Annotated in this window: 13 protein-coding genes; 5 read left to right on the plus strand and 8 right to left on the minus strand. The window is 71.3% G+C overall.

Annotation, left to right across the window (positions count from 1 at the left end):
* Positions 1 to 106: 106 nt before the first annotated feature.
* Genes AVR91_RS32190 through AVR91_RS32200 form a run of 3 tightly spaced genes read right to left on the minus strand, consistent with a single transcriptional unit; the run spans position 107 to position 12,322 of the window.
* Positions 107 to 5,431 carry a type I polyketide synthase gene (locus tag AVR91_RS32190; RefSeq protein WP_063273420.1) on the minus strand — a complete coding sequence of 1,775 codons (5,325 nt, stop codon included), beginning with the start codon at positions 5,429 to 5,431 and terminating at the stop codon, positions 107 to 109.
* A gap of 10 nt (positions 5,432 to 5,441) precedes the next feature.
* Positions 5,442 to 8,897 (minus strand): non-ribosomal peptide synthetase, encoded by a 3,456-nt coding sequence (locus AVR91_RS32195; protein ID WP_063273403.1) that lies wholly within the window; start codon positions 8,895 to 8,897, stop codon positions 5,442 to 5,444.
* A complete protein-coding gene (locus AVR91_RS32200; protein WP_063273402.1) occupies positions 8,894 to 12,322 on the minus strand; it encodes an AMP-binding protein in 3,429 nt (1,142 codons plus the stop codon). Before AVR91_RS32200 ends, AVR91_RS32195 begins: the two co-directional genes overlap by 4 nt.
* A 498-nt stretch (positions 12,323 to 12,820) precedes the next feature.
* On the opposite strand from AVR91_RS32200, the gene AVR91_RS32205 reads away from it, so the two are divergent.
* Entirely contained in the window at positions 12,821 to 13,798 is a 978-nt protein-coding gene (locus AVR91_RS32205) for a hypothetical protein (protein ID WP_063273401.1), read from the plus strand.
* 52 nt (positions 13,799 to 13,850) lie between these two features.
* On the opposite strand, the gene AVR91_RS32210 is transcribed toward AVR91_RS32205, so the two are convergent.
* Positions 13,851 to 14,642: a S1 family peptidase gene (locus tag AVR91_RS32210; RefSeq protein ID WP_083715647.1), complete on the minus strand. Its 792-nt coding sequence runs from the start codon at positions 14,640 to 14,642 to the stop codon at positions 13,851 to 13,853.
* Positions 14,643 to 14,851: 209 nt separating this feature from the next.
* Here AVR91_RS32210 and AVR91_RS32215 point away from each other — a divergent pair, with 209 nt between their 5' ends.
* A complete protein-coding gene (locus AVR91_RS32215; RefSeq protein WP_063274539.1) occupies positions 14,852 to 15,652 on the plus strand; it encodes an SAM-dependent methyltransferase in 801 nt (266 codons plus the stop codon).
* A gap of 24 nt (positions 15,653 to 15,676) precedes the next feature.
* Here AVR91_RS32215 and AVR91_RS32220 read toward each other — a convergent pair whose 3' ends face one another.
* Complete coding sequence (locus AVR91_RS32220) at positions 15,677 to 16,870, minus strand: NAD(P)/FAD-dependent oxidoreductase (protein ID WP_063274540.1); 1,194 nt, start codon at positions 16,868 to 16,870, stop codon at positions 15,677 to 15,679.
* Positions 16,871 to 17,237: 367 nt separating this feature from the next.
* Positions 17,238 to 18,005 (minus strand): dioxygenase family protein, encoded by a 768-nt coding sequence (locus AVR91_RS32225; protein WP_063274541.1) that lies wholly within the window; start codon positions 18,003 to 18,005, stop codon positions 17,238 to 17,240.
* 364 nt (positions 18,006 to 18,369) lie between these two features.
* Between AVR91_RS32225 and AVR91_RS32230 the strand changes: the two genes are divergently transcribed.
* The 3 genes from AVR91_RS32230 (at position 18,370) to AVR91_RS32240 (ending at position 20,425) form a co-directional block, all read left to right on the plus strand.
* On the plus strand, positions 18,370 to 19,047 hold the full coding sequence (locus tag AVR91_RS32230; protein WP_063274589.1) for a sensor histidine kinase: 678 nt from the start codon (positions 18,370 to 18,372) through the stop codon (positions 19,045 to 19,047).
* Positions 19,048 to 19,052: 5 nt separating this feature from the next.
* Positions 19,053 to 19,703, plus strand: coding sequence for a response regulator (locus AVR91_RS32235; RefSeq protein ID WP_063274590.1), 651 nt, complete (start codon positions 19,053 to 19,055; stop codon positions 19,701 to 19,703).
* Positions 19,704 to 19,801: 98 nt separating this feature from the next.
* Entirely contained in the window at positions 19,802 to 20,425 is a 624-nt protein-coding gene (locus tag AVR91_RS32240) for a response regulator transcription factor (protein ID WP_063274542.1), read from the plus strand.
* Positions 20,426 to 20,432: 7 nt separating this feature from the next.
* Here the strand turns inward: AVR91_RS32240 and AVR91_RS32245 are convergent, their stop codons facing one another.
* Positions 20,433 to 21,752: a COG1470 family protein gene (locus tag AVR91_RS32245; protein WP_063274543.1), complete on the minus strand. Its 1,320-nt coding sequence runs from the start codon at positions 21,750 to 21,752 to the stop codon at positions 20,433 to 20,435.
* A 317-nt stretch (positions 21,753 to 22,069) separates the two neighbouring features.
* Positions 22,070 to 26,056, minus strand: a complete 3,987-nt coding sequence (locus AVR91_RS32250; RefSeq protein ID WP_143254173.1) for a VWA domain-containing protein — start codon at positions 26,054 to 26,056, stop codon at positions 22,070 to 22,072.
* Positions 26,057 to 26,062 lie beyond the last annotated feature (6 nt).

Below are 26,062 nucleotides of genomic sequence, written 5' to 3' on the forward strand. Positions count from 1 at the left end.
TTCCTGTTCAGTGAGAGGTCACGCGAGAGTGCCGCGTCGGTCCAGGTGGTCGTGAGTGGCGTTTCGGGTTCTAACCCGAAACGCCACTCACGACCCACCGCACGGCTCAGCGCTCGAGCTTGGGGATGGTGGTCCGGGCGGGTTCTTCGGCGGGCGCCTCGGCCTTGCCGGCGCGCAACTCCTCGATCCGCTCGGCCAGAGTGGCCACTGTGGACGCTTCGAACAGCGTCTTCATCGCCAGCCGTGTACCGGTGGCCTTGCGTACCTGGGCGATGAGCTGGATGGCGACCAGCGAGTTACCGCCGAGGGCGAAGAAGTCGTCGTGCACGCCGATCTTCTCCACGCCGAGCAGCTCGGTCCACTGCCGGGCGATCTCGGCCTCCAGCTCGGTGCGAGGGGCGACGTAGTCGTCCTCCGACACCGCCACCGCTGCTTCGCCGGGTTCCTCCAGCTCCTCGGCACTGACCTGGCGCTCGATCAGCTCCCGCACCGGCAAGGTGGTGATGACCACGTGCCCACCGAGGCCGGGGGCCAGCGCCCGGACGAACGCCTCGGCACCATCGACCGGCCGGATCCCGGTCGAGGATCCAGCAGTATCCACAGTGGACACAGCGGACGCCGAGGTCAGGCCACCGCCGACGGCGGCCTGATCGACTTGGCGCAGCACGAAATCCTCGATCGTGACGAGCACGCGGCCGGTCTCGTCGCACAGTGCGAGGTCGGCCGCCACCACCTGATCGCCACCGGAGTCGCGGTAGCGCAGATGACTACGGAAACTCGCCGGGAGCACGTCGTGCACGACGATCCGGCCGTAGCTCATCGGCAGGTAGGTGCCGCTCCCCCGGCCGCGGCCGAACGCGGTCGCGACGTCCAGCAGTGCCGGGTGCAGGCCCCAGGCTCCGACGTCACCCGCCGCCGCGTCGGGAGCCGTGATCGTGGCCAGCTCCTCCTCCGCGCCGATGCGATGTTCGCGCAACGCCGCCCAGCGCGGGCCGAAGGTGACCATGCTGGTGCGGCCGGTACCGAAGCCGTGCCCGTCGTCGATCGGCTCGGTCCGCCCGGTCACCGCCGCGATGTCCACAGTGGACACCGGCTCGGCCGCGACCCATCCGGCGGATCCGCGCACGTGGGTCCGGCTCGCGCCGGCGACGTGACTGGTCACGGTGAAGTCGTCGCCGTCGAACTCCACGCGGTACTCCGAGGTGGCGCCGTCCGGGACGCCGAACGGCTCCAGGAAGGCGACGTCCCGCAGCTCGACGACGTATCCGTCACCGGGCTTCGGCAGCGACGCGGCCACCGCCGCACGGACGGTCTCCAGATGTCCCGTGCCCGGGACCACCGGCACCCCGGCGATCCGGTGCTCGTCGAGCAGCCAGTGCGTGGCCGCCGAGACGAGTCCGTGCGCGCCGTCCTCGGTGCGCGTGGTGAGCACGGGGTGCTCGACCGGGCCGAGCGCCCGTGATCGGGTGGTGCGGATCGTGGTCGGCGCGGCCACCTCCGCGGCCATGCCGACCTCGTCCCAGCCGCCCCAGGCGTGCGACACCAGCCGCGCCTGCCAACCGTGGCCGCCCCGCGCGTAGGCGTCGAGGAAGTTGTTGGCGGCGCAGTAGTCGACCTGCCCGATGCCGCCCACCGCCGCGGTGATCGACGAGCACAGCGCGACGAAATCCATCGGCAGGTCGGCGAACGCCTCGGCCAGCGCCAGTGTCCCGGCGATCTTCGGGGCCAGCACGGCCTCGGCCGCGGCCCGTTCCTTCACCTCGGCGACGCCGCCGCCGGGCAGCCCGGCGGCGTGCACGATCCCGTCGAGACCACCGAACTCGCGCTCGGCCAGCTCGCGCACCTCGCGCAGCCGCGCCGGGTCGGTGACGTCGGCGGCGACGACGTGCACCACCGCGCCCGCGGCCTCCATCCGCCGCACGGCGAGCATCGCGCGCCCGGCGCGGTCGGTGCCGCCGTGCGCGGCGAGGTGCGCGTCCCACTCCGCCCGCGGCGGCAGCCCCGCGCGGGTGAGCAGCACGAGCTTCGCCCGTACCCGGCGGGCGAGATCCTCGGCGAGGGTGATGCCGATACCGCCGGTCCCGCCCGTGATGAGGTACCGGCCGCCGTCGCGCAGCACCGGTTCGGCGGCCTCGGGCAGGGCGAGCTGGGTGTAGTCCAGCACCCAGCGACGGCCGGCCCGCAGCGCGACCTCGGCCGCCGCGTCCGCCGGGCGGAACAGCTCGGCGATGGCGTCCTGCACACGATCGGTGTCGATCCGGCGCACCACCGTGCCCGGCGCCTCCAGCGGCACCACCCGGGCGATGCCGGCGAGGGTCGCGTGCTCGGGCCGGGTCAGATCGGTACCGGTGACGTCGGCGGTGCCGGTGCTCAGCACGTCGACCCGCACCGGCTCGCCCCAGGCCTGGACAAGATTGAGCACGCTGAAGAACCCGCGGTCCTGTGCGGCCATGCCGCGCTCGTCCCCGGCCAGCGTCCAGGCGTGGACGACCCGCTCGGGCCGGGCGGACAGCGCGGCGACGAGCGCGTCGTAGTCCTCGCGGACCCCAGGCCGGACGGTGAATCCGGTCTCCGTCGCGGCGAACCCGTCGCCGGGACGCACCTCGGTGACCGCCACCCCCGCGTCGCGGAGCAGACCGGGCAGGACATCGTCGGCGGTGAAGACGAGCGCGTTCGCGAAGGGCTCGCGTCGCAGATCCGGTTCCACCTGCCGCCACGCCGGGACCGCGAACCACTCGGACAGCGGCAACGGACCGGTCGACCGCACAGGCCCGGTCGCCGTCACCGGGTCCGGGTCGACCCAGTACCGCTTGCGCGCGTACGGGTAGCCGGGCAGCGGGACACGGCTCCCTGGGGCACCGAATGTCCGTGGTTCCAGGGAAACCCCGTTCGTCCACAAAAGACCGGCCGCGCCGTACAGCGTTTCGACGTCGCCGATGCGCTCGGTCCTGCCCGGCAGGCTCGGCTGCGGCGCGGGCATGCCCTTGGGCACCTGGCCGCGGGACAGCCCGGACAGCTGGTGCCCCGGACCGCATTCGACGAGCGCCCAGCGGCCGCCGCGCGCGAACAGGTTCTCGACGCAGTCGCCGAACCGGACGGCCTGACGCAGATGCGAGGCCCAGTAGGCCGGGTCGGTGGCCTGGGCGTCGGTGATCCAGTCGCCGGTGACGTTCGACAGGAACGGCCGTGTGGGCGCGGTGCGGGCGACGGCGGTGACGGCCGCGGTGAACTCGGCGAGGATCGGATCCATCATCGGCGAGTGGAACGCGTGCGAGGTCACGAGTTCGCGGCACTGCACGCCACTGGACTTGAGCGTCGCCGCGAACTCCGCGACCGCGTCCGACGGTCCGGCCACGACACACGTGCCGGGCCCGTTCACCCCGGCGATCGCGAGCGTGTCCGGCAGCCGCGTGGCGACGCTCTCCTCGTCGAGCTGGACGGCCAGCATCGCCCCGGCGGGCATCGACTGCATGAGGCGGCCGCGCGTGGCGACCAGGTTCAGCGCGTCCGGCAGGGTGAAGACCCCGGCGACGGTGGCGGCGACGTACTCGCCGACCGAGTGCCCGATCATCGCCGCGGGCCGCACGCCCCAGCTGAGCCACAGCCTCGCCAGCGCGTACTCGACGACGAACAGCGCGGGCTGGGTCACCCGGGTTTCCCGCAGCGCCTGCTCGCCACCGGGCCGGAAGATCAGGTCGCGCAGCTCCGGCAGCTCGGCTTCGAGCAGCCGCAGGCACTCGTCGACGGCCGCGGCGAACACCGGCTCGGCGTCGTACAGCTCGGCGCCCATCCCGGCGTACTGGGAACCCTGCCCGGGGAAGAGGAACGCCACGTTCGTCTCCCCGGCCTGTGCGGACACGAGGCGCCGGGGATCGCGCAGCCCGTCGACCGCGTCCTCCGGATCACGGGCGACGACCACCGCGCGGTGCGGATACTCGGTACGCCCGGCGGCGAGGGTGTACGCCACGTCGGCGAGGTCGAGGTCGATGTCTCCGGCCAGCCGCTCGGCGAGCTGGTCGACCGCGGCCGAGAGCGCCTCCGCGGTGTTGGCCGACACCCGCAGCAGATGCGCCGGGTGCGGCGTGCGAGACCGTTGCGGGCTCGGCGCCTCCTCCAGCACGACGTGCGCGTTGGTGCCGCCGACGCCGAACGAGCTGACGCCTGCCCGCCGTGGTACCCGGTCCGCCTCCCATTTCGTCACCTCGCGTGCGGGGTAGAACGGGCTCGCCGGGAAGTCGATACCGGGGTTGGGTTCGTGGTAATTGATGGTCGGCGGGATCAGCCCGTGTTCCATCACGAGCACGGCCTTGATCAACGAGACCACGCCCGCCGCCTGCGACAGGTGGCCGATATTGGACTTCACCGAGCCGATCGCGCACCAGCCGGTGTCCTCGACCCCGTTTCCGTACACAGTGGACAGTGCGGTGATCTCGATCGGGTCGCCCAGCGCGGTACCGGTGCCGTGCGCCTCGACGTAGCCGATGGTGCGCGGGTCGACCCCGGCCATGCCGACGGCCTGCGCGACCGCTTCGGTCTGCCCGGACACGCTGGGCGCGGAGAAGCCGACCTTGGTGGCGCCGTCGTTGTTGATCGCGTTGCCCAGCACGACACCCCGGATGTGGTCGCCGTCCTCGATCGCCTGCGACAGCCGCTTCACCAGCACGACTCCGACGCCGCTGCTCCAGACCGTGCCGTTGGCGCCCGCGTCGAACGCGCGGACGTGGCCGTCCGGTGAGGTGAAGCCGTCGACGCCCATGTAGCCGACGCCGTGCGGCATCTCCACGTTGACCCCGCCGGCCAGCGCCATGTCGCACTCGCCGTTGCGCAGCGCCTCGCAGGCGAGGTGCACCGCGACCAGCGACGTCGAGCAGGCGGTGAACACCGCGAGGCTCGGGCCACGCAGGTTGAGCTTGTACGACACCGAGGTCGTCAGGTAGCTCGGCTGGTTGCCGGTCGAGATGCCGATCCCGCCGTGCTGCGAGGCGAGGAGCCGCTCGTTGCGCATCAGGTTCTCGGTCAGGTATCCGGTGCCCCCGGACCCGCCGTAGACGCCGATCGCGCCGTCGAAGCGAGCCGGGTCGTAGCCCGCGTCGGTCAGCGCGGCGTGGCACGACTGGAGGAACAGCCGATGCTGCGGGTCGGTGATCTCGGCCTCGCGGCTGGTCATGCCGAACAGTTCCGCGTCGAACTCGTCGAAGCCGTCGACCACGGCGGTGGCGTTCACCCAGCTCGGATCGTCGACCGTGTCCGGTGTGGCGCCGCGGGCGATCATCTCCTCGCGGGTGGCGGGCACGATCGACTCGACGCCGTCGACGAGGTTGCGCCAGAACTGCCGCGCGTCACGCGCGCCGGGCACGCGCACGTCCAGTCCGACGATCGCGATGGGTTCGGCTCCGGGATCGCCGGTGCCGGTTTCGGGAAGGTGGGTCACGGTGGTGCTCCTATCCGGGGCCGGCCGGGCCGGCGGTGCGACGGGGTCTTCTGGTCTGGGTGCGGCCGCGGCGGGCGGCGACGCGTTCGGCGGCACGCGCCAGCTCCGGGCTGGCGGCGTCGCCGGAGTGCAGGTGCGCCGCGAGGGCGCGGACGGTGGGATGGGTGAACAGGTCGACCATCGGGATCCGGCGGGCGAGCCGGGCGGTGACCTGGGCGTGCACCCGGGCGAGGGCGAGCGAATGCCCACCCACGTCGAAGAAGTTGTCGTTGTGCCCCACTTCGGCCACGCCCAGGACGTCGCACCACGCACGCGCGATCACGGCCTCGGTCGCGGCGAGCGCCGCCGGATCCGCGACCACCGGCGCCAGGCGTGCCCTGACGCGGCCGGCCGCGGCGGGAGCGGCGGTGCGGACATCCGCCCGCGGTAGCTCCGGCACGCTCGTCCCGACCGGCGCGTCCGGCGCCGCGGCAAGCGCGCCGAGCAGGGCGACGTAGTCCTCGGCGAGCCCGGCCATCCGGGTGTGATCGAACAGATCGGGGTTGTACAGCAGTTCGACGCCGTCGTCGTGGACGTACACCGTGAGGTCGAACGGCGATCCCGGCTTGTCGACCGGCAGCCACGCCGAGGTCACACCGGGCAGGTCCAGCCTCGGCTCGGCGAAGTTCAGCACGTTGAACATCACCTGCACGAGCGGGGCGCGCGCGGGATCACGGGGTACGCCGAGCGCCTCGACGAGCCGCTCGACCGGGGCGGCCGGATGCGCGGTCGCGGCGAGGAGTTCCGCAGCGCCGTCGCGGACGTGCGAGGCGAAGTCCGCGGCGTCGTCGGCCCGCAGCCGCACCGGCACGATGTCGACGAAGAACCCCGCGACCTCTTGGCATTCGGCGAGCTGCCGGTCGGCGACGACCGTGGCGACCAGATGATCGCTCGCCCCGGTGAGCCGCCGCAGCAGCTGGCCGAACGCGGCGAGCAGCACCCCGGCGCGGGTCGTGCCGGTGCGGGCGGCCAGCGCCCGCACCGCGTCGGCGACACCGTCCGAAAAGGACTGACGCAGGCTCGCGCCCCGGTAGGTCTGCACGGCCGAGCGCGGCCGGTCGCGCGGAAGGTCCACTGTGGATGGTGCACCGGCGAGCCGTCCGGTCCACCACGCGACATCCACCGCTTCCCGGCGTTCGTCGCGTCCGGCCCGCCACACCGCGTAGTCCGCATAGGACGCCACCGGCGGCGGCAGCGGCTCGCCCCGGTAGGCCGCCGAGAGGTCGGCGCACAACAGGTCCTGCGACCAGCCGTCGAACACCGCGTGATGCAGCGTGAAGCCGAGCACGTGCTCCGTCTCGCCGAGCCGGTAGAGCCGCACGCGCCAGGGAGCCTCTCGGTCCAGGTGCACCGGCGTCGCGGCGTCGGCGGCCAGCCGGGCCCGCAGACCGTCCTCGGTCACCGGCGTCACCGGCAGCGGAACGTCCGACGGCGGCAGGCGATCCGCCACCGGCGCGCCGTCGACGGCGCGGATCCGCCAGCGGAGCACGTCGTGCCGCTCGGCGACCGCGCGCAAGGCGTGGCGCAGCGCGTCGACGTCCAGCGCGCCGGTCAGCCGGAACGCCATCGCGATGTTGTACGGCGCGGCGTCCGGGGCGAGCTGGTCGAGGAACCACAGACGCCGCTGCTGCGGCGACAGGGTGGGCGCGTGCCCGGTGGTCAGGCCCGGCCCGGTCAGCGGCGACGCGGCCGCGACCCGACGGGTCAGCCCGTCGAGCGTGCCGGTGGCCAAGACGTCCTCCGCGGCGACGTCCGCTGCCAGCTCCGTGCGCAGCGCCGCGACCAGGCGCATCGCGGCGATCGAGTTCCCGCCCGAGGCCAGGAAGTCCGTCCCCGCGCCCGCGCCGAGCACCCGCCGCCAGATCGCCGCGACCGCGCGTTCGGCCGGGGAGCCGAGCGGGCCGAGGTCCTGTTGGCCCGCCAGCGCCGCTTCGGCAAGCTCGCGCAGCGCGGGCCGGTCGATCTTGCCGGTGAGCGGGTTGACCGGCAAACGGTCGAGCACCCGGATCGCGGCCGGGCGCATCGCCGCGGTGAGCCGGTCCCGGCCGAGTTCGTCCACATCGGACGGTGCCGACGCCGGTGCGAGGAAGGCCACCAGCCGGGTGCCCGCCGGGCCGGGGACCGCCGTCACGGCGGCGGCGTCGACGTCCGGGTGGGTCGTGAGCGCGGCCTCCACCTCGCCCAGCTCGATCCGCTGGCCGCGGACCTTCACCTGCCGGTCGGCGCGCCCGGCGAATTCGAGACGCCCGTCGGGGAGCTCGCGAGCCAGGTCTCCGGTGCGGTAGAGCCGTTCTCCCGGCGTGATCGGGTCGTCGACGAACTTCTCGGCGGTCAGCTCGGGGCTGCCGAGGTAGCCGAGCGCGACGCCGGGGCCGCCGATGAGCAGCTCGCCGATCTCGCCGGGCGCGACCGGCCGCAGCCCGGCGTCCACGACGTACGCCCGGTGGTTCGGCGTCGGGCGGCCGAGCGGCAGCGGATCGGCGGGGATGCCGGTGACCTCGTCGGTGACGACCACGACGGTGGTCTCGGTCGGGCCGTAGGCGTTGAAGAACCGCCGTCCCGGCAGCCAGCGCGCGGCGAGCTCCGCGGGCACCGGCTCACCACCGCAGGCGATGACGCGCCAGCCGGGCACGGTCGCGGGGTCGATCATGGACAGCAGTGTCGGCGTGACGAAACCCCACTCGACGTCGTGCTCGACGAGGAACCGCCGCAGCCGTTCGGGGTCGGACCGGTCGGCGGTGCCGGTGAGCTGCACCGATCCGCCGTGCGTCAGCGGGACGAACACGTCCATGGTGAAGGCGTCGAAGGCGAGGGACGAGATGCCGAGCGCGCGGGCGCCGGGCCGGATCCCGAGGGCGGCGGCGAACCCGGTCACGAACGCGACCACGTTGCGGTGACTGGTCAGCACGCCCTTGGGACGGCCGGTGGAGCCGGAGGTGTAGAGGAGGTGGACGAGGTCGTCCGGCCCGGCGGGGCAGTCGACAGGCCCGTCCGCGGGCTGGGGCACGTCGAGCGCCTCGATGCCTTGCGCGGCACCGAATTCGGCCCGCGCGCAATCACCTACGACGAGGGAGACCTCGGCGTCCGCCGCGATTTCGGCCAGCCGCGCCTTCGGGCCGCCGGGTTCGAGCGGCACGTAGGCGGCCCCGGACAGCAGCACCCCCACGACGGTGGAGATCAGCTCCGGCCGCCGGTCGGCGCAGACGCCGACGCGGGTGCCGGGCCCGGCGCCCCGGGCCCGCAGCAGCCGGGCGACGCCGGTCGCCGACGCGACCAGTTCGCGATACGTCAGCCGGGCGTCCCCCTGCCGGACGGCGACCGCGTCGGGGGTGCGCGCGGCCTGGGCGAGGATCAGCCCGGTGAGCGTGGTGTCCGGATAGGACAGTGGCGGGCCATGGCCACCCACGACGGGCAAGGTGTCGGTCACCGAGGGGTCTCCTGGTCGGTTGTGTGCTGGGGCGATGGGTCGATCCAGTGCCGCTCCCGCTGGAACGGGTAGCCCGGCAAGGGGACGCGGCCGGGATCGCCGTCCGCTGCCCACTCGATGTCGCCGCCCCCGGTCCACTGAACGGCCAGGTCTCGCTCTGCCCCGGCGGGGCCCTCGACGTCGGTTCCGTTCGCCAGCACCGCGTCGAGCGCGGCCACCGCCGCCTCGACCGAGTCGGCCACCACGGCGGCCCGGCACGCGAACGCCCGGCGGACCGACAGCGTGTACGCCACGTCCCCGAGGTCCGGCGCGTCCGTGGAAAGCCGTTCGCGCAGCAGGGAAACCGCCTCACGCAACGCCTTCGCGTCACGCGCGGACACCGGCAGGACGAACGGACCGCTCGCCTCCGGCCGTGGCGGGACGGCGGGGGCCTCCTCCACGATCACGTGCACGTTCGTGCCGCCCATGCCGAACGAGCTGACCCCGGCCACCCGCCGGTCGCGGTCGGGCCAGTCGGTGGCCTTCGCCGGGACGTACCAGGGGCCGCCCGCCAGGTCGACCTCCGGATGCGGGGCCGTGAAGTGCAGGCTCGGCGGGATGACGCCGTGCCGCACCGACAGCACGGCCTTGATCAGCCCGGCGATACCCGCCGCCGTGTCGAGGTGCCCGATGTTCGTCTTCACCGAGCCCAGCGCACACGTTTCCGGCGGCGTGTCCCGGTAGACGCGGTTGAGCGCGGCGACCTCGATCGCGTCGCCGAGCGGGGTTCCGCTGCCGTGGGCTTCGAGCAGCGCGACCTCGTCCGGGGCGACGTCCGCGAGGGCCAGCGCCTCGGCCACCGCGGCCGCCTGCCCGGCCGGTCCCGGCACGGCGTAGCCCGCGCGGTCCGGGCCGTCGTTCGTGATCGCCCAGCCGGGCAGCACGGCGTAGACGTGGTCGCGGTCGGCGACCGCGTCCGCCAGCCGCCGAAGCACGACCGCGCCGGCGCCCGAGCCGAATCCGGCGCCCGCCGCGGCGACGTCGAACGCCCGGCACCGGCCATCCGGCGAGACGAGCCCGCCACTGCGATAGCGCGGCCACGTCACGCTCGCCCCTCCGGCCAGCGCGACGTCGCACCGGTAATCCAGCAGGCTCTGCGCGGCCAGCGCCACCGCCGCGAGTGAACTGGAGCACGCGCTCTGCACGGCCACCGCCGGCCCGGTCAGCCCGAGCCGGTACGCGACCTGGCCGGGCAGGTGGTCGGTGAGCTGGCGGCCGGGCAGCCGCCCCTCCCAGTCGTCCGGGTCGACGTCGCCGGTCACCGCCGGGTTGCCGAACAGGTGGAACAGGAAGTAGCGGTTCACCGAGGTGCTCGTGAACACCCCGACCGGTCCGGTCTCGGCGGCGGGGTCGCGACCCGCGTCCTCCAAAGCCTGCCAGGCCGTTTCGAGGAACAGCCGGTGTTGTGGGTCGGTCCGCGCGGCTTCGTCGGCGGTGAATCCGAAGAACCCGGCGTCGAAGTCTTCGACACCTTCGATCCGGCCGCCCGCTCGAACGTAGGCCGGGTCGGCACGCAGGCCCGGCCCGATGCCCAGCGCCGCCAGCTCTTCGTCGGTGTAGTCGTGGATCGAGTCGACGCCCGCGCAGAGGTTCCACCAGAACGAGGCGGCGTCCGGGGCGCCGGGGAAGCGGCAGGCCAGCCCGACGACGGCGATGAGGTCCCCGGTCTGTTCCTCCGCGGTGACCCGCGGCTGAGTGTCCGAAGTGGACTCCGTGAACCAGGCGGCCTGCCCGGCGATCGTCGTACGCTCGAACAGGGCGAGCATCGGGACGTCCACCCCGAACTCGTCGGCCAGCCCCGCCTGCACGCGGCCGAGCCGCAGCGAGTCGCCGCCGGCGTCGAAGAACGCCTCGGTGCGCCCGATCCGGTCACGGCCCAGCACCGCGCACCAGATCCGGTGCACGCGTTCCTCGTCCGGGGTCAGCCGCTCGGCCGGGACGGTCGCGGCCGTCCGCGGGTCCGGCAGCGCCAGTTCGTCGAGTTTTCCGGTGACGGTCAGCGGAAAAGCGTCCAGCACGGCGACGGCGGCGGGGACCGAGTAGCCGGGCAGGACGTCTGCCAAGGCGGCCCGCAGCGTCCGGCCGTCCGGTCGCGGCCCGGCCGCGGTCACGTAGGCGAGCAGGTCGCCGTCGCGCACGATCGCGCGGGCCTCGGCCACGCCGGGCTGTTCGGCGAGCCGGGCCTCGATCTCGGTCAGCTCCACCCGGAAACCGCGGACCTTGACCTGCCGATCGATCCGGCCGAGGCAGACGAGGTTCCCGTCCGGCAGCAGCGCTGCGAGGTCGCCGGTCCGGTAGCGGCGGCCACCGTCGGCCGTCACACCGAACGCCGGGCTGGGCTGGTCGAGGTAGCCGTCGACGAGGTGCCGCCCGCTCACTTCGAGTTCCCCGCCGGCCAGCACGGTGAGCGTGAAGCCGGGCAGCGCGCGCCCGATCGGCAAGGGTCCCTCGGCGTCCGGAGGCAGTTCGTCGGCGGTCGTCCGGTAGTGCGCGGCGAAGGTCACTTCGGTGGCGCCGTAGCCGTTGACGAACACGCACTCCGGCGCGAACCGGCCCCTTCGGACGTCGGCGTGGGTCGCCTGCTCGCCGCCGAGCAGCACGGTCCGCACGGACGGGAGGCCGGTCTCGCCGAGGACGTCGAGCAGGTGCCGGTAGACCGTGGGCGTCGAGTGGTAGACGGTGACTTCGTGCCTGGTCAGCTCACGCGCGGCGTGGGCGAGACCGTGCGCCCGCAGGTCGACCGGCACGACCGCGGCCCCGGTGAGCAGGGCCGGGTACAGGTCCGGGATCGCCGCGTCGAAGCCGAACGACGCGAGCAGGCTGAGCCGGTCGGACGCGGTGATGCCGAGCGCGGCGATCTGGTTGTCGACGACGTGCAGGAGGTTGCGGTGGGTCTGCGCGACGGCCTTCGGCCTGCCGGTGGACCCGGACGTGAACAGCACGTACGCCGGGCTGTCCGGGTCGGCTTCGGGCACCGGAAGCGGCGCGGTCTCCGCACCCGAGCGCACGAGCCGCGCGGAACCGGTGCGGCACAAGGACTCCGCGAGCTCGACGTACTCCGGATCCGCGAGCACGGCGGTCACCCGCGCGGCCGCGAGCTGGTGCTCGAGACGCTCGCGGGGGAAGGTCGGGTCCAGCGGGACGTAGGTGCAGCCCGCGGCGAGCGTGCCGAGGATCGCCGCGATCGCGGCGCTTCCGTGCCCGGTGACGAGCCCGACCCGCTCTCCCGGCCGGACACCGGCGTCGCGCAACCGCGACGCGCGACCGCCCGCGAGCCCGGCGAGCCGGTCGTAGGTGATCCCGGTGCCGTGCTCGAAGACCGCGATCCGGTCCGGTGATCGCCGGGCGTGCACCTCGAATCGGCCGACGCAGCCGTCTTGTCTCATCGGGCGTCGGACAGTCGCTCCGAGGCTTTTCGGGCGCGCGACAACAACGGCGTGGACTTCATCTTGCTCCCCAGTGACCATGCAGGTGAAGAATTACGCAAGGTTAAGACGGCAGGCCGCGACGAGGAATACGATTTCCATCGATTTGGTCCGAATGGCGCACTGATCTTGGACCACAAGACGCAGCAATCCACGTCTTCCAGCCCAATCCGGCACCTTGACGGCTTTTGTGACCGATTCGCCGACCACCATCGACACTCAGTCGATTACTTTTGGTAATGCGTCGGATATTAACCGACACCGTACCGAGGAATGCATTCACCAAAACAAAGTGGACAATTTTCCGCAATCGATTCAGAAATACGCGGAGGACGGTCACCGTCCTCAATGGACTAACCCAACGTGACCGGCCGTGTTCGCCGCAGACCCGCCGGAACCGCGAGCGTCTCCGGCGAGTCCCAGTTGAGAACTGGACGCACGACGACTACAAGGGAATGAATGAAGACGCTACTCAAGAAGGCGACGATCACCGCCGCGGTGAGCACGCTCCTGCTCGGCCTGACCGTGGTGGGCACCGCCTCCGCTGAGGCCGCGGCCATCACCTGTGACACGAAGTCCAGCGGCAAGGACGGACCCTTCTACCACGGGGAATCCGCCTCCTACGCCTACGACAACCGGTTCAGCAAGAGTCATCCCGTCCCCGCGCTGGCGACCAACGTCCCGCAGGGCACGGCGACCTGGTCGAACTGGGACGGCTCGAACGACCTGATCCTGGTCTCCTCGTACGAGTCTGGTCACCGCAGCGCCATCATCATCGGCATCGACGCCAAGACCGGCAAGCAGATCGGCCAGGCGCTGCTCGCGTACTCGCACGTCGGCGGGATCGCCGTGTTCGAGAAGCAGGGCTGGGCGTTCGTGTCGGGCAAGGGCGACACGATCCGCAAGTACTCGCTGGCGAAGCTGAAGAACGCGATCAAGAAGTCGCTGCCCATCGAGCAGGAGGGGACGGCGCAGACCGTCTACGCCTCCTCCTTCCTCACCAGCCACGGCCCGACGAACACCCTGTGGGCAGGCAAGTTCGAGGACGCCAAACGCGGTCTGATGCACTCGTACACCGTCGGCGCCGACGGCAAGCTGAGCTACCGGCCGGGGTCGTGGGAGGTGCCGACGAAGACGCAGGGCCTCATCGTCACCAAGGACCTGTTCATCTACAGCACTTCGCACGGCAGGAACAACCGCAGCAACATCTACGTCGTCCGGCGCGGCGCCGGCGACAAGGACCTGGACACGGCCAAGAAGCACTGCTTCCGCGCGCCGAGCATGTCCGAGGGGCTGACGGTCTACGGCAGCAACGTCTACCTGGCGTTCGAGTCCGGCGCGCACTACTACAGCAAGGCCGCGGACAAGCCGAGGAACATCATCTCGAACCTCCACAAGGCGCCACTGTCCTCTTTGGAGGCACTCGCGCCCCGGTGACGGAACGCGGCGAACGGGCGAGGACGGTTTCGAAACCGTCCTCGCCCGTTTGTCACGCCTCGCTACCGGAGTGGCTCGCCTGCTGCTCGGCGATCCAGTCCCGGTACACCGTCACGTCGGTCCAGATACCCAGACCGCTGGCGCACTTCGGGTCCTCGTCGCCATCGCGGCTGGTGGCGCCGACGAGTTCCCACTCGCCCGGCCTGCCCTTGATCTGCGGCCCGCCCGAGTCGCCGTAGCAACCCATCGCGTCCGGTGTGTCGGAACCGGTGCAGATCTCCTTGCCCGCGGCCAGATTTCGGCAATCCTCCGCCGGCCTGACCTTGGTGTCGAGCTCCTGGAGGATCTCCGGCGCCCCACAGGTCTGGTCCGCGCAGTGCTCGCCCCAGCCGAGGATCCGGGTCGCCGTGCCCGCTTCGCCCACCGCCCCGGCGATCTTGATCGGCTTCTCGCTCACCGCTTTGTCCAACCGCACCAACGCGATGTCCGCGCCCGGCGGGTTCTGCCCGACGAAGTCCGGATGCACGATGATCCGGCTGACACCGGTCTCCGTGCCCCCGCTGTTGTGCTGCCGCGCCCCGATCCTGGTCCTGATCTCCCCCGGCTGCGCTCCCTTCACACAGTGCGCCGCGGTCACCACCCAGTTCTCGCTGATCAGCGAGCCGCCGCAGAAATGGTTGCCGCCCTGCTGCAGCGACACCATGAACGAATAGTCCTCGGTGGCGTCGTGCCCGCCGATGACGAAGGGCGTCGGCCCCTCGGCCGCCGCCGCGGCGACCCCCGGGATCAGCAGCGCTCCCGCCGCGGCCAGCCCGACCGCCAGTACCCCTGTTTTGCGAAGCATTATCGTGATCTCCCCGTAGACGACGAATTACTTACCGTCGTCACACTATGAGGCGAAGATCATGACCGGATCGGCTCATCGGCCGGGGCGCCATTGGCCGAATGGCCGACCCAGCGTGACCGCGTCACACGATAGGCGTCCAGGGTCGGAGTCGGTACGGTGCTGGTGACAAAAGGGTTCCCAGCTGTCGACGCATTGTGAGGTGAGGGGTGTCCGTGCAGGGTGAACGGGTTCCAGAGGGAGTCGACGTCCGATTGCCCAGCGCGGCCCGGGTCTACGACTGGCTGCTCGGCGGCAGCCACAACTTCGACGCCGACCGCGCCGTCGGCGAGAAGGTCGTGGCCGTCCTGCCGTCCGGGCGCCGGGTCGCCGCGTCCAACCGGGCGTTCCTGCGCCGTGCCGTGCGGTACATGGTCTCCCACGGCATCACCCAGTTCCTCGATCTGGGCTCGGGGATCCCGACCGTCGGCAACGTGCACGAAATCGCGCAGGACATGGACCCCGGCTGCAAGGTGGTCTACGTCGACTACGACAAGGTCGCCGTCGCCCACAGCCGCCTCATCCTCGACGGGAATCCGAACGCCACCGTCGTCGAGGCGGACCTCTGCCGGCCGGAGGAGGTGCTGAACTCCGCGGCGACGCAGGAGATGCTGGACTTCGATCGGCCGATCGGGCTGCTCATGGTGGCCGTCTTCCATTTCATCCCGGACAGTCTGCGCCCCGCCGAGATCGTCGCCCGGTACCGCGAAACGCTGCTGGCCGGCAGCCTGGTCGCGCTGTCGCATTTGACCGCCGACCACGCGCCCGAGGCGATGGCGGCGGTCACCGAGGCGATGAAGAACAGCCGGGATCCCATGTATTTCCGCCCTTACGCCGAGGTCGCCGCCCTGTTCGACGGACTGGACCTGGTCGAACCCGGTGTCGTGAGCGCGCCGTTGTGGCATGCGGAACCAGGTCTCCGCGATATCGAACCGGACGACGTCTACGCCGGCGTCGGGCGCAAGATCTGAGGGCCCGACGCCGCTCCTCGTGGCTCAGCCGACCTCCCCGAGCGGCACCGAAGTGTCGGCGAGCCGGTCGGGGTTCACCGGTCGTCCGCCGCGGATCAAGGCCGCGATCGGGTCGGTGACGTCCCAGACGTTGACGTTCATCCCCGCCAGCACGCGGTCTTCCTTGAGCCAGAAGGCGATGAACTCCCTCGCCCCGACGTCGCCGCGGAAGACGACCCGGTCGTGACCGGCGTTGTGGCCGAGGTACTCCATCCCGAGGTCGTACTGGTCGGTGAAGAAATACGGGAGTTCGTCGTAGGTTTCGTCCTTGCCGAGCATCCCGGCGGCCGCGACGGCGGGCTGTTTGAGCGCGTTCGCCCAGTGCTCCACCCGGACCGGATGGCCCAGGAACGGGTGATCCGCGTTGGCGACGTCACCGGCGGCGAAGATGTCCGGGTCGCCGGTGCACAGGTGCGCGTCGACGCGGATGCCGTTGTCCACGGTCAGTCCGGCGGCTTCGGCCAGCGCGGTGTTCGGGATCGCGCCGACCCCGACGAGGACGGCGTCGGCGTCGACACGTGTGCCGTCGGCGAGGCTGACGTGTTTCGCGCCCGCTTCGGCCACCTTGACCCCGAACCGCAGGTCGACGCCGTGTGCGGCGTGCAGGTCCGCGAACACCCTGGCCACGTCGGCTCCCAGCGCGGGCAGCAGCGGCAGCTCGAGTGCTTCCAGCACCGTCACGTCGAGACCGGCCTGCCTGGCCGCCGCCGCGGCTTCGAGACCGATCCACCCGGCGCCGACCACCGCGAGCCGGGACCCGGTCTCCAGTACCTGCCGCAGCCGCTCGGAGTCGTCGAGGCGGCGCAGCGTGAGCGCGTCCTCCGCGCCGGGCAGGACGCGAGGTTCGGCACCCGTCGCCAGCAGCAGCTTGGTGTAGCCGACCCGGGTGCCGTCGGCGAGCTCGACCTCGTGGGCCGCGCGATGGATCGCGGTGACGCGGGCGCCGAGCCGCAGCTCGACCTCGTGGCCGGAGTACCAGCCCCCGTCGTGCACGAAAGCGCTGTCCGGCCCGGCTTTGCCGGTGAGCATGTCCTTCGAGAGCGGCGGCCGTTCGTACGGACGGTGCCCCTCGTCGCCGAGCAGCACGATCCGCCCGTCGAATCCCTTGTCGCGTAAAGCTTCCACGGCCTTCGCACCGGCCAGGCCGGCACCGATGACCACAAACGTCGGCGATTCCACTTGTCAGCTCCTCATGGGTCGGGTTACCGCCCTTTTCGCCAACGAAGTTTGGTCTTATTCTCGTCGGCGGTCAAGTCCGCAGGTAGGCAACACCCGATCGGAGTTGATCCAACGGGTGACGGTGTTATGGAGGGACGGGCTCCGGCCCGCGGGACTACTCGGCGTGGCCGTGGGCGCGTGAGTGCTACGACGGGTGAGGGGTGTGTGGATATAGGGACGCTCAATGTCCCTATATCCACACACCCCTCAGTGACCGGACCGGTCGAGCCGTTCGAAATCCTCTTCGACGGGCCGAAGGCTCCCTTCACCGCGTCTGATGCGGCGAAGGGAGCCTTCGGCCCGTTTGGTGTCACACGATGGCGCTCGCCTAGTCGGGGCGGCCGACCTGGGTGTTCGACAGGTCGAGACCGATAGCGAAGTCCGCCGTGTAGCCGGTCCCGCTCTGCTGTGGACGCAGCAGCATCTGCGATCCGCCGTTGCGGTAGATCGCGTCCCGGCTGTTGGTCGTGTCGGCCGGGCCTTTCCGCCGGTACGGGTCGGTCCGCAGATAGGCCGCGCCGAACTCGGGCGTGAAGTAGAGCTGCGAAGTGAACTCGTACGGACGGCCGTTGGTTCCGGTGGTGCGTATTTTGACGTGGATATGCAGTGTGCGTCCGGTGTACCAGCCGGGAAGAATGGTGGTGAACCGGGCCGTGCCCGCCTGGTCGGTGTTCTGATAACCACGCAGGAAACGGCGCCCCCGACTGCCCTGGGACGGAATGTCGGAGTACAGCCCGAACGCGTCGCACTGCCAGAGATCGATCATCGCTCCCGGCAGCGCCGTGCACTGCTGCTGGCGAACCTGTTGAACGGTGAAATTGATTACCAGCGCGGTGCCGGGAACCAGTTGTCCGGTGGACGGCTCACTGCGGATATCGGAGCGGTTGAGCCGCTCGTCCACGAAGTACGGACCCTCCATTTGCTCTGGCTTGACCACGCAATCCAGCGTGCATACCTCGGGAGTGCCCGCGGCGGGAGTGGCGGCGCTCGCCGCCGCGGAGCCCGCGGCGGCGAGTGTCGCACCGGCGGCACCGAGCAGAATCAACGCCTGCCGCCTGCCGAGCACCCGGCCTACCGGTTCGTCATCGTCATGCATAAGGTTCCTTTTCGCCAAATGATGGGAGCAGGGAACTGAGCGCAACAGAAGGATTTGCTCGCAGGGTGCCGCGCGGATCCGATTGTCCGTGCAGGCCCGTCCACTGTCGAGAAAGTTCACTCGCGCGCATCATACTTCGAAGCGAGCACCATCATTTTATGACCCGAATTCTCGAATACCGGTTACGGCATTTCGCCGCCGCTCGGGTCGCGTCCGCCAGGGGCAGGCGTCCGCATCGGCTCCAAACCGTTACCTGAACTCGCGGCAGGTGGGGAAACGCCGGGGCGGCGTCGCGCGACTAGTACAGCGAGTGACCAGCACGCTACGCACCACCGAGCCGCACCACCGCCCGACGGGGGAGAAAATGCGCCGGACCTTCGTCGTCACCGACGTCGTTCATCCTGCCGGGTACGAGGACCGGCTCCGGACGGTGCTCAGCGACCTCCACGACGGCGTCGGGCCGACACTCGCCGTGGCCCTGCTCGGGCTGCGCGCGGCCCGTGATCTGCTCGTCCGCGACCGAGCCGGGGCCGAGCGTCTCCTGTCCCGGCTCGAGGAGGAGCTCTACGGCGCCATCACCGAACTGCGCCGCATCGTGACCGACGCGCGGCCGCCCGCGCTCGACGACGCGGGCCTCGTCACGGCAGTGCGCCGGTACGCCGGACTGCTCGCCGACCGGGTCCCCGCCGAGCACGGGCCGCTCGCGGTGACGGTCGAGGTCCGCCGTGAGCTCCCGCCGCTGTCGGCCGCGGTGGAGGTCGCCGCGTACCGGATCATCCGCGAGGCGCTCGTGAACATCGCCCGCCACTCCGGTGCCCGGCAGTGCACGGTGCGCCTCTGGCCGCTGGACGGCGATCTGCGCGTGGAGATCGTCGACGACGGGGTCGGCACGGGCGCGGAGCCGCTGCCCCCGGTCGGCGGGACCGGGTTGCGTTCGATGCGGGAACGCGCCGCCGATCTCGGCGGCGGCTGCGTGGTCGAGCCGGTGTCCTCGGGCGGCACCCGGATCGCCGCCTGGCTGCCGCTCGCCACCCAGGAGTGAACGTGATGTTCCCGCCCCTGCGCGTCCTCGTGGTGGACGATCATCCCGCCTTCCGGACGACGATCTGCGCGATGCTCGACGGTACCCACGGCATCGACGTCGTCGGGCAGGCCGCCGACGGGCTCACCGCCGTCGCGGAAGCGGGAAGGCTGGAGCCCGACGTCATCCTGATGGACCTGAACCTGCCGGACCTCGACGGCGTCGAGGCGACCCGCCGGATCGTGAAGGCCTGCCCGCACACCGGTGTGCTCATGCTGACCATGTTCGAGAACGAGGCCGCCGTGTTCGCCGCCATGCGCGCGGGTGCGCGCGGCTACCTGCTCAAGGGGGCGCGCAACGAACAGGTCGTCCGCGCGGTTCGGGTGATCGGCGACGGCGAGGCGATCTTCAGCCCGGCGATCGCGACCCAGGTGCTTTCCCTGCTGAGCACCGAAACCCCGCGCGACGAGTCGTTCCCGAAGCTGACCGCGCGCGAGCGGGAGATCATGCGGCTCATCGCGCAGGGCATGGGGAACGCCTCCATCGCCGACCAGCTGGTGCTCAGCCCGAAAACCGTGCGGAACCACGTGTCCCACATCTTCCGCAAGCTCCAGGTCACCGACCGGGCCCAGGCCATCGCCAAGATCAGGAAGGCGGGCGTCGCTCGATCGGAGTAGCAAAACGGGACATATCGGGACTCCGGATCCCTGTTCGCGAAACCCCGTCCGCACGATCCTTGGAATGACGGAACACCGTTCACGGGAGGGGTTCATCGATGCTCGTCGACCAGATCCCGGTGCTGCTCCATGCCACCGACACCATCACGCACGCGGGTGTCACCGCCGCGCTGCGCGCACGCCCTGAGATCCGTTTCGCCGACGACACCGATGAGCCGGCCGTCGTACTGGTCATCGTCGAGCGGCTGAACGAGGAGGCGCGGCAGTTGCTGCGCAGTCTCCATTGCGCCGGCTGCGCCGGGGTCGTCCTGGTCGCCGGGGAGGTGGACGACTCGGAACTGCTGGACGTCGTGGGCAACGGTGTCTCCGCGATCATCCGGCGGGCCGACGCCACCCCCGACACCCTGGTGCGGCTGGTGAAGGCCGCGGCCGCCGGGGAGGGCGCGCTGCCGCCGGATCTGCTCGGGCGCCTGCTGTCCAGGGTGTCCCGGTTGCAGCGGGACGTGCTGCAACCGAACGGCTGGGATCTCGCCGGGATGTCGCAACGCGAGACCCAGGTGCTGCGGATGGTCGCCGACGGCTTCGAGACGAAGGAGATCGCCGACCGGCTGAGCTATTCCGAGCGGACGGTGAAATCGATCCTGCACGACATCACCAACCGTTTCCAGCTCCGCAACCGCGCGCACGCCGTCGCGTTCGCCTTGCGCGAGGGATTGATCTGATCGGCGTCTATTCGACGCGGCCGGAGAAGGAGACCGACGGGGTGCACCGGCTGCCGCCTCCCGGCGTCTGGCAGCTGACCGCGAGCACGATCTTCTCACCGGGGGCGAACCGCCAAGCCTGCAACCAGTGGTGGTCGAGGTCGCGGAAGTTCGCGAGACCGACTTCGAGCAGGACCGTCTTGGTGCCACCGGAATCCCGCAGCAGCCGCAGGGTTCCGTTGTCACCACGCGGGTTCTGGAGAATGAGGTCGGTGACGACCAAGGTCTTCGAGGGATCCGGCATGGCGTAGGGGAATTCGGCGAAGCGGTTGACGTTCGAGTCGACCGCCGCGTCCGCCGCCACGCGGAAGTCGGTCGGTGTCCCGTTGGCGTTTCCGGCCGGGTTCGGTACGCCGTTCGACGCCCTGGGACCGGGAGCCCCGCCCTCCACGGGCGGGGTCAGCCCGACGGCCTTCATCGCGTCTTCGGAGTTCTGTTTGGCCTGATCGGCGTCCTTCTTCGCCTCCCCCGCTGCGCCACCGGCGTCCTGGGCGGCCTTGATCACCTCCTGGTTCTGTTCCTGAGCCGCTTCACGGGCGGCCGATTTCACCGCGGGCCTCAGCACGGTGAACCACAGTGCCACCAAGGCCAGCAACAGCACCAGGAGCGCGGCCAGCGCCGGCAGCAACCACTTCGGCAGCAGCTGCCGTTGCACCATGGTGGCTTCGGTCTTGAGCGGTTCGGCATTGTCGGCGATGACGAGCACCTGGAAGCGATGCCGTACGGGTTGCCCGCGCAGGAACCGTTTCCGCGGCCGGGCGCGCAGGCGGACGAACGCGGCCGTGCCCGGCGCGAGATCGGCGCGGTTCCGTTCGAGCTGGAAGTCGAGCTCGTCCTCGGGGTCGAGCGCGCTCAGTTCGACGGCGACCGGGTGGTTGCCGCGGTTGTCGACGGCGACTTCGAAGTCGGCCTTGGAACCGGCCTCCACCTTCGACGGGACGACTTCGGCGGTCACCTCGGTGAACGCGCCGAGCTGGAGGGTGCCCTCCTCGACCACCGAGCCCGCCGGGTCCTCGCTCGAGAAAACCCTGACACCGAAAGGAATCAGGCCCGCCCGGACGTCGGACGACCGCGGCGGCGCGAACCGGACGACGACCGTGCCCGCCTCGCCCGGCAGCAGGTTCACCGTCGCCGGTTCCGCGGTGGCCCAGGCTCCCGGGTCGCCGACCACCGCGATCGCGAACTGATCGACGACCCGGCCGGCATTGCGGATCGTCACCGAGCAGCTGATCTCCTGGCCCGGTTCCGCGACCAGACCCGCCTCGGACAGCGTCGCCGTTGCTCCCATACCCGGAAGTCTGCGCGTCCGGCGTCGCGACCGGCACCAGCGGACGGGTGTGCGGCCGTGCGCCGGTCGTTGCCCATAGGGGCAGTGCGCTTGGACGCGGTCTGAGCGGTTTCATGCTGTCGCGAGTCCGGACACTGCCCGTGATTGGCGTTTCCGGCTACAGGCGCGGCGTGAGCGAAGGCGTGACTCGCGTGATCAGGGACGTGACTCGCGTGATTGCAGGCAGAACTCGAGTGTTCCGCCGCTGATCACGCGAGTTCCGGCTTCAATCACGCGAGTTCCGGCTTCAATCACGTGAGTGCGGTGTAGCGACCCCCTCAGCCCCGGGTGATGAACGGAGGTTGCAGGGTGCGGAGCACGACCAGGATCGGATTCGACCCCACTGCCCCGAATTTCACGCCGCCCACCGAGGTCACGTTCACCGTGCGCGGGCCGATCAGGTCGTGGTGGAAGATCAAGAAGTGCGCCTCGAACCTTCCGTCGGGGCCGACCCTCACCAGCCCCGGCGCGGAGATGCCCGTCGACCAGGCCAGCCGGACCATCGCACCCGGCGGGAAGTCCGTTCCCCGCACCCGCGGGACGAAGCCGAGCGTGCCGATCTTCGGATCCACCTCGACCACCGGCTGCCGGACCAGCACCCGTGCGGTCGCCGTGTTGTCCCCGGCGTTGTTGTCCGGTCCGGTGGTGCTCACCGTGCCGGACACCTGGCCGTCGAAAGCCGCCTTGGCGGCCAAGGAGATCCGGACCGTCACGGTCTGCCCCGGCCCGACCGTCCCGAGCGCGCAACTTCCGGGCACGCAGCCGGGCGCGGCCGAAGTCGCGGGGAGCCCGGGTGGCAGCTGGGTCGTGAGCCGGACGGACGGCATCGGTGCCTGGGAACCGTTGTGCACCAGGTAGGTCAGCACCACGTCGTCGCCGCCGACGAACAACGGGACCGCCGAGACCGACATCCCGACCGACAAGGATCCGGGAGTCACCGGTGGCGCCGGCTTCTCGCCGACCGTCACGACCGCGGTCGCGGAGTCGTCCCGCGCCTCGGCGTCGGGACCGGTCGTGGTGACCGTGCCGGTCGCCGCCTGCGTTCCGGCGGCAAGGCCGGTCGCGCCGAACCGCACCCGGACCTCCTCGCCCGGCACCAGCGTGCCGAACGCGCACACCAGTTCCGGTGTGCAGGTGCCCTTGGTGGGGAGCACCGCCCCCGGTCGCAGACCGGCGGTCAGCCGGACGAACAGCCCCACCCCGGGCGACGCGGTGGCGCCGCGGTTGGTGACGACGAACTCGAACGTGGTGAGTCCTTCGAACGGGATCGCGGCCGGTACGGCGTTCGCGCTCACGGCGAGGTCGGGAATCCGCTGGAACGTGGGCTGCGAGGCCCCGCCGGGACCGTCGATCAGGATCCGGCCGTCGCCGCCGGTGAACGGCACGACCGCGATCCGTGGCGAGGACTCGCCCGGCGAGTTCGTATAGGCGACGAGCCCACCGTCCGGCGACCAGGCGGGATCGTCGACGAAGCCCGTGCGCTGCACCAGGATCCGGCCCTGGCCACCGTCGGCGGGCGCCACGCAGACCAGCGCGTTGCCGCTCTGGAACGCGAGCGTGGCTCCGTCCGGCGAGACGTCCGCCGCGCCTTCGGCACCGGCACCGCAACCCGGGCCGAACCGCGACGAAAGGTCACGCTGATCCCCCGGCACGACGACATCGGGTGAAGGCTGGGTCAGGGTGACCTGCCACAACTGCTTGCGCCGGTCTTCTCCCGGCGGGGCGACGGCCATGACCGCGGTCTCGACGGCGGTGCCGTTCTTCCCTCTCGCCGTGCACGTCACCGTGGTGGCACCGACCGGGAACAGGCTGCCGGACAACGGTGTGCAGCTCGGCTCGAGCGGGCTGCCGTCCACGTCCACCGCCGTCGCGGGATATTCGATCACCATGGGGCCGGTCCCGGTCACCGTCCGGTCGTGCAGCGTGATCAGGGGCAGGGCCGGATCCTTGACGCGCACGGTGACGTTTTCGGTGTATCCCGGCCGCACGGTGGACTCCCCGTTCAACCGGAATTCGACACGGCAGCGCAGGAAAGCACCCACCACGGCCGTCTGGGACACCGTCACCGTTTCGGTGAACCGCGCGTTCGTGCCACCCGGAACACTCTGCGGGCCCGCGGGATCGAACGTCATCGCGAGGCCGGGATCGCAGAAGCTCACCGGCTGCACGCTGACCGGGAGATCACCGATGCCCGCGATGATCGCCTCCGAGATCCGCCCGGCGTCGGTGTCGGGTGTGAGGACACCGCTGGTGGCGCTGGTGATGGCGGTCGCCTGTCCTCGCGCGTCGAGGCCGCGGTCGGGATCCGTGCTCGACCCGGTGACCGCGGGAACGGCCACCACGCTGATCTTCGCCGCGTTCAGCGCGGCGATCACCTCCGCCCTCGGCGGGGTCTCGTGGCTCGCCGCGTCGCCGACCAGGACGACGACCCGGCTGCTGCCCGGACGGAAGGTGATGGCTCCGGTCGCGACCTTCCGCAAGGCCAGAAGCCAGTCCTCGGCGGTGTCCCCGCCGCCCGTCGCCTCGATCCGGGCGAACGCGTCGGACAGCAGCTTCCGCTCGGCCTCGGTGCCCGCCGGGGTCAGCGGCTGCTGCACATCGAACGGCCGCGGCTCGGGGTCGCCCGCGTCGCCGAAGGCAGCGACGGCGAAGTGCGCTTCCTTCTCCCGCTCCCGCACGCTGTCGATGACCGTGCCGAGATTCGTCTTGACCTGTTCGATCACCCCGCCCATGGAGCCGGTCTGGTCCATCAGCAGGACGACGTCCGGCAGGGGCCGGATCCGGTCGGTCTGCACCGTCTTGGCGATCCGCGCCGACCCGCCGCGCCCCATCGGAACGTCCACCGTCGCGGGGTCCACTCTGGACGGTCCCGGCGGCCCGATCCGGGTAGCGGCCCGGGTGAGCGTGATCTTCGTCCCGTCCGCCGACCACACGGGCTGCGAGTCGTCCCCGCGCAGATGCGCCGGGATCGGGATGTCGCCGAGGACACGGCCGTCGGCGACGCGCACGATCCGGACGAAGCTGTCGGAACCCTCGCCGATCGACACGGTCCGGGTGAACGCGATCTTCGTCGCGTCCGGCGACCATGCCGGATGGCGCTCCCGTTTGCCGTCCTCGGCACCGGTCAGCGATCGCGGCGCGCCGCCGTCGGCGTTCGCCACGACGATCCGGCTGGTCCGGACCTCGCCGGTGCCGAATTCCGTGTAGGCCAGCGAAGTCCCGTCCGGGGAGAAGGCGGGATCGGCTTCGTCCGCGTCCGGCCGGTTCGTGAGGTCGCGGCGGTCGCCGCCGCGCGCGTCCGCGCTCCAGATGTCGGTGGTGGCCCCGCCGCGGAGCTGGGTGAACACCGGCTGCCCGTCGGCGCGGAACGTCGGTTCGGTCTCGCCGACGCCGGACAGCGCGGAGATGACCGAGACCTGGCCACCCGCGACCTGTTTGACGTCACCGAGCGGATCCGGCTGACGAGTGGTGAAGGCCAGCCGCGTGCCGTCCGGCGACCACGCCGGCTCGGAGGAGTCACCTGGTTCCGGCACCGCCCGGGTGACCGCGCCGCCGGTGTCGGCCACGACCACGACATCCCCGCCGGGGTCGAATCTGGTGGTGGTGAACGCGATCCGGGAACCGGTGGGGGCCCAGGCGGGCTGGGTGTCCGCGCCGGGGTCGGCGGTCAGGCGCGTCGGCGCGCCACCGCGCGAGGGCACGGTGTAGAGGTCACCAGCCGGATCCTCGCCGGTACCGCTGAACACGAGACGGCCGCCGTCTGGCGACCAGCTCGGCGAATCGTCCGCAGCCGGTCCGGAGGTCACCTGGCGCAGCCCGCGGCCGTCGACGCCGATCACGAAGATGTCCTTGCTGCCCATGCGTTCCGAGACGAACGCGACCGACGAACCGTCGGGTGACAACGCCGGATGCGTGTCGGTTGTCGCGTCGTCGGTCAGGCGCACCGGAACCCGGGTGCCGTCGCGCAGGTACCAGAGCTCGCCGTCGCGCTCGGCCCGTCTGCTCACCCACACCAGGCCGCCTTTGCCCGCGGACGCGTCGGAATCGACGCTTCCGACGTCCGGCGGCAGAGCCGCCACCACGCCCGCACCGGAGACCTGGAACAAGCCGGTGGTCGCGGCGCTGACGTAGCCGACGCGGTACGGCGCGGCGGGAGGCGCGGGCTGCTGCGCCGCGGTCGGCGCGAGCACCCCGGTGATCGCCGCTCCGCCCAGCACCGCGACGAACGCGATCGCCGCCACCGCTCGGTTCGGGCGCATGGTCATCCAGTC

This window comes from Amycolatopsis keratiniphila subsp. keratiniphila, assembly GCF_001620365.2.
Classification (GTDB): Bacteria; Actinomycetota; Actinomycetes; order Mycobacteriales; family Pseudonocardiaceae; genus Amycolatopsis; species Amycolatopsis keratiniphila.

Excerpts from the sequence above, each read along its gene's own strand:
- AVR91_RS32200 (WP_063273402.1), bottom strand. The coding sequence starts at position 12,322 with ATGAGACAAGACGGCTGCGTCGGCCGATTCGAGGTGCACGCCCGGCGA.
- AVR91_RS32205 (WP_063273401.1), top strand. The coding sequence starts at position 12,821 with ATGAAGACGCTACTCAAGAAGGCGACGATCACCGCCGCGGTGAGCACG.
- AVR91_RS32210 (WP_083715647.1), bottom strand. The coding sequence starts at position 14,642 with ATGCTTCGCAAAACAGGGGTACTGGCGGTCGGGCTGGCCGCGGCGGGA.
- AVR91_RS32225 (WP_063274541.1), bottom strand. The coding sequence starts at position 18,005 with ATGCATGACGATGACGAACCGGTAGGCCGGGTGCTCGGCAGGCGGCAG.
- AVR91_RS32230 (WP_063274589.1), top strand. The coding sequence starts at position 18,370 with ATGCGCCGGACCTTCGTCGTCACCGACGTCGTTCATCCTGCCGGGTAC.
- AVR91_RS32235 (WP_063274590.1), top strand. The coding sequence starts at position 19,053 with ATGTTCCCGCCCCTGCGCGTCCTCGTGGTGGACGATCATCCCGCCTTC.
- AVR91_RS32240 (WP_063274542.1), top strand. The coding sequence starts at position 19,802 with ATGCTCGTCGACCAGATCCCGGTGCTGCTCCATGCCACCGACACCATC.
- AVR91_RS32245 (WP_063274543.1), bottom strand. The coding sequence starts at position 21,752 with ATGGGAGCAACGGCGACGCTGTCCGAGGCGGGTCTGGTCGCGGAACCG.
- AVR91_RS32250 (WP_143254173.1), bottom strand. The coding sequence starts at position 26,056 with ATGACCATGCGCCCGAACCGAGCGGTGGCGGCGATCGCGTTCGTCGCG.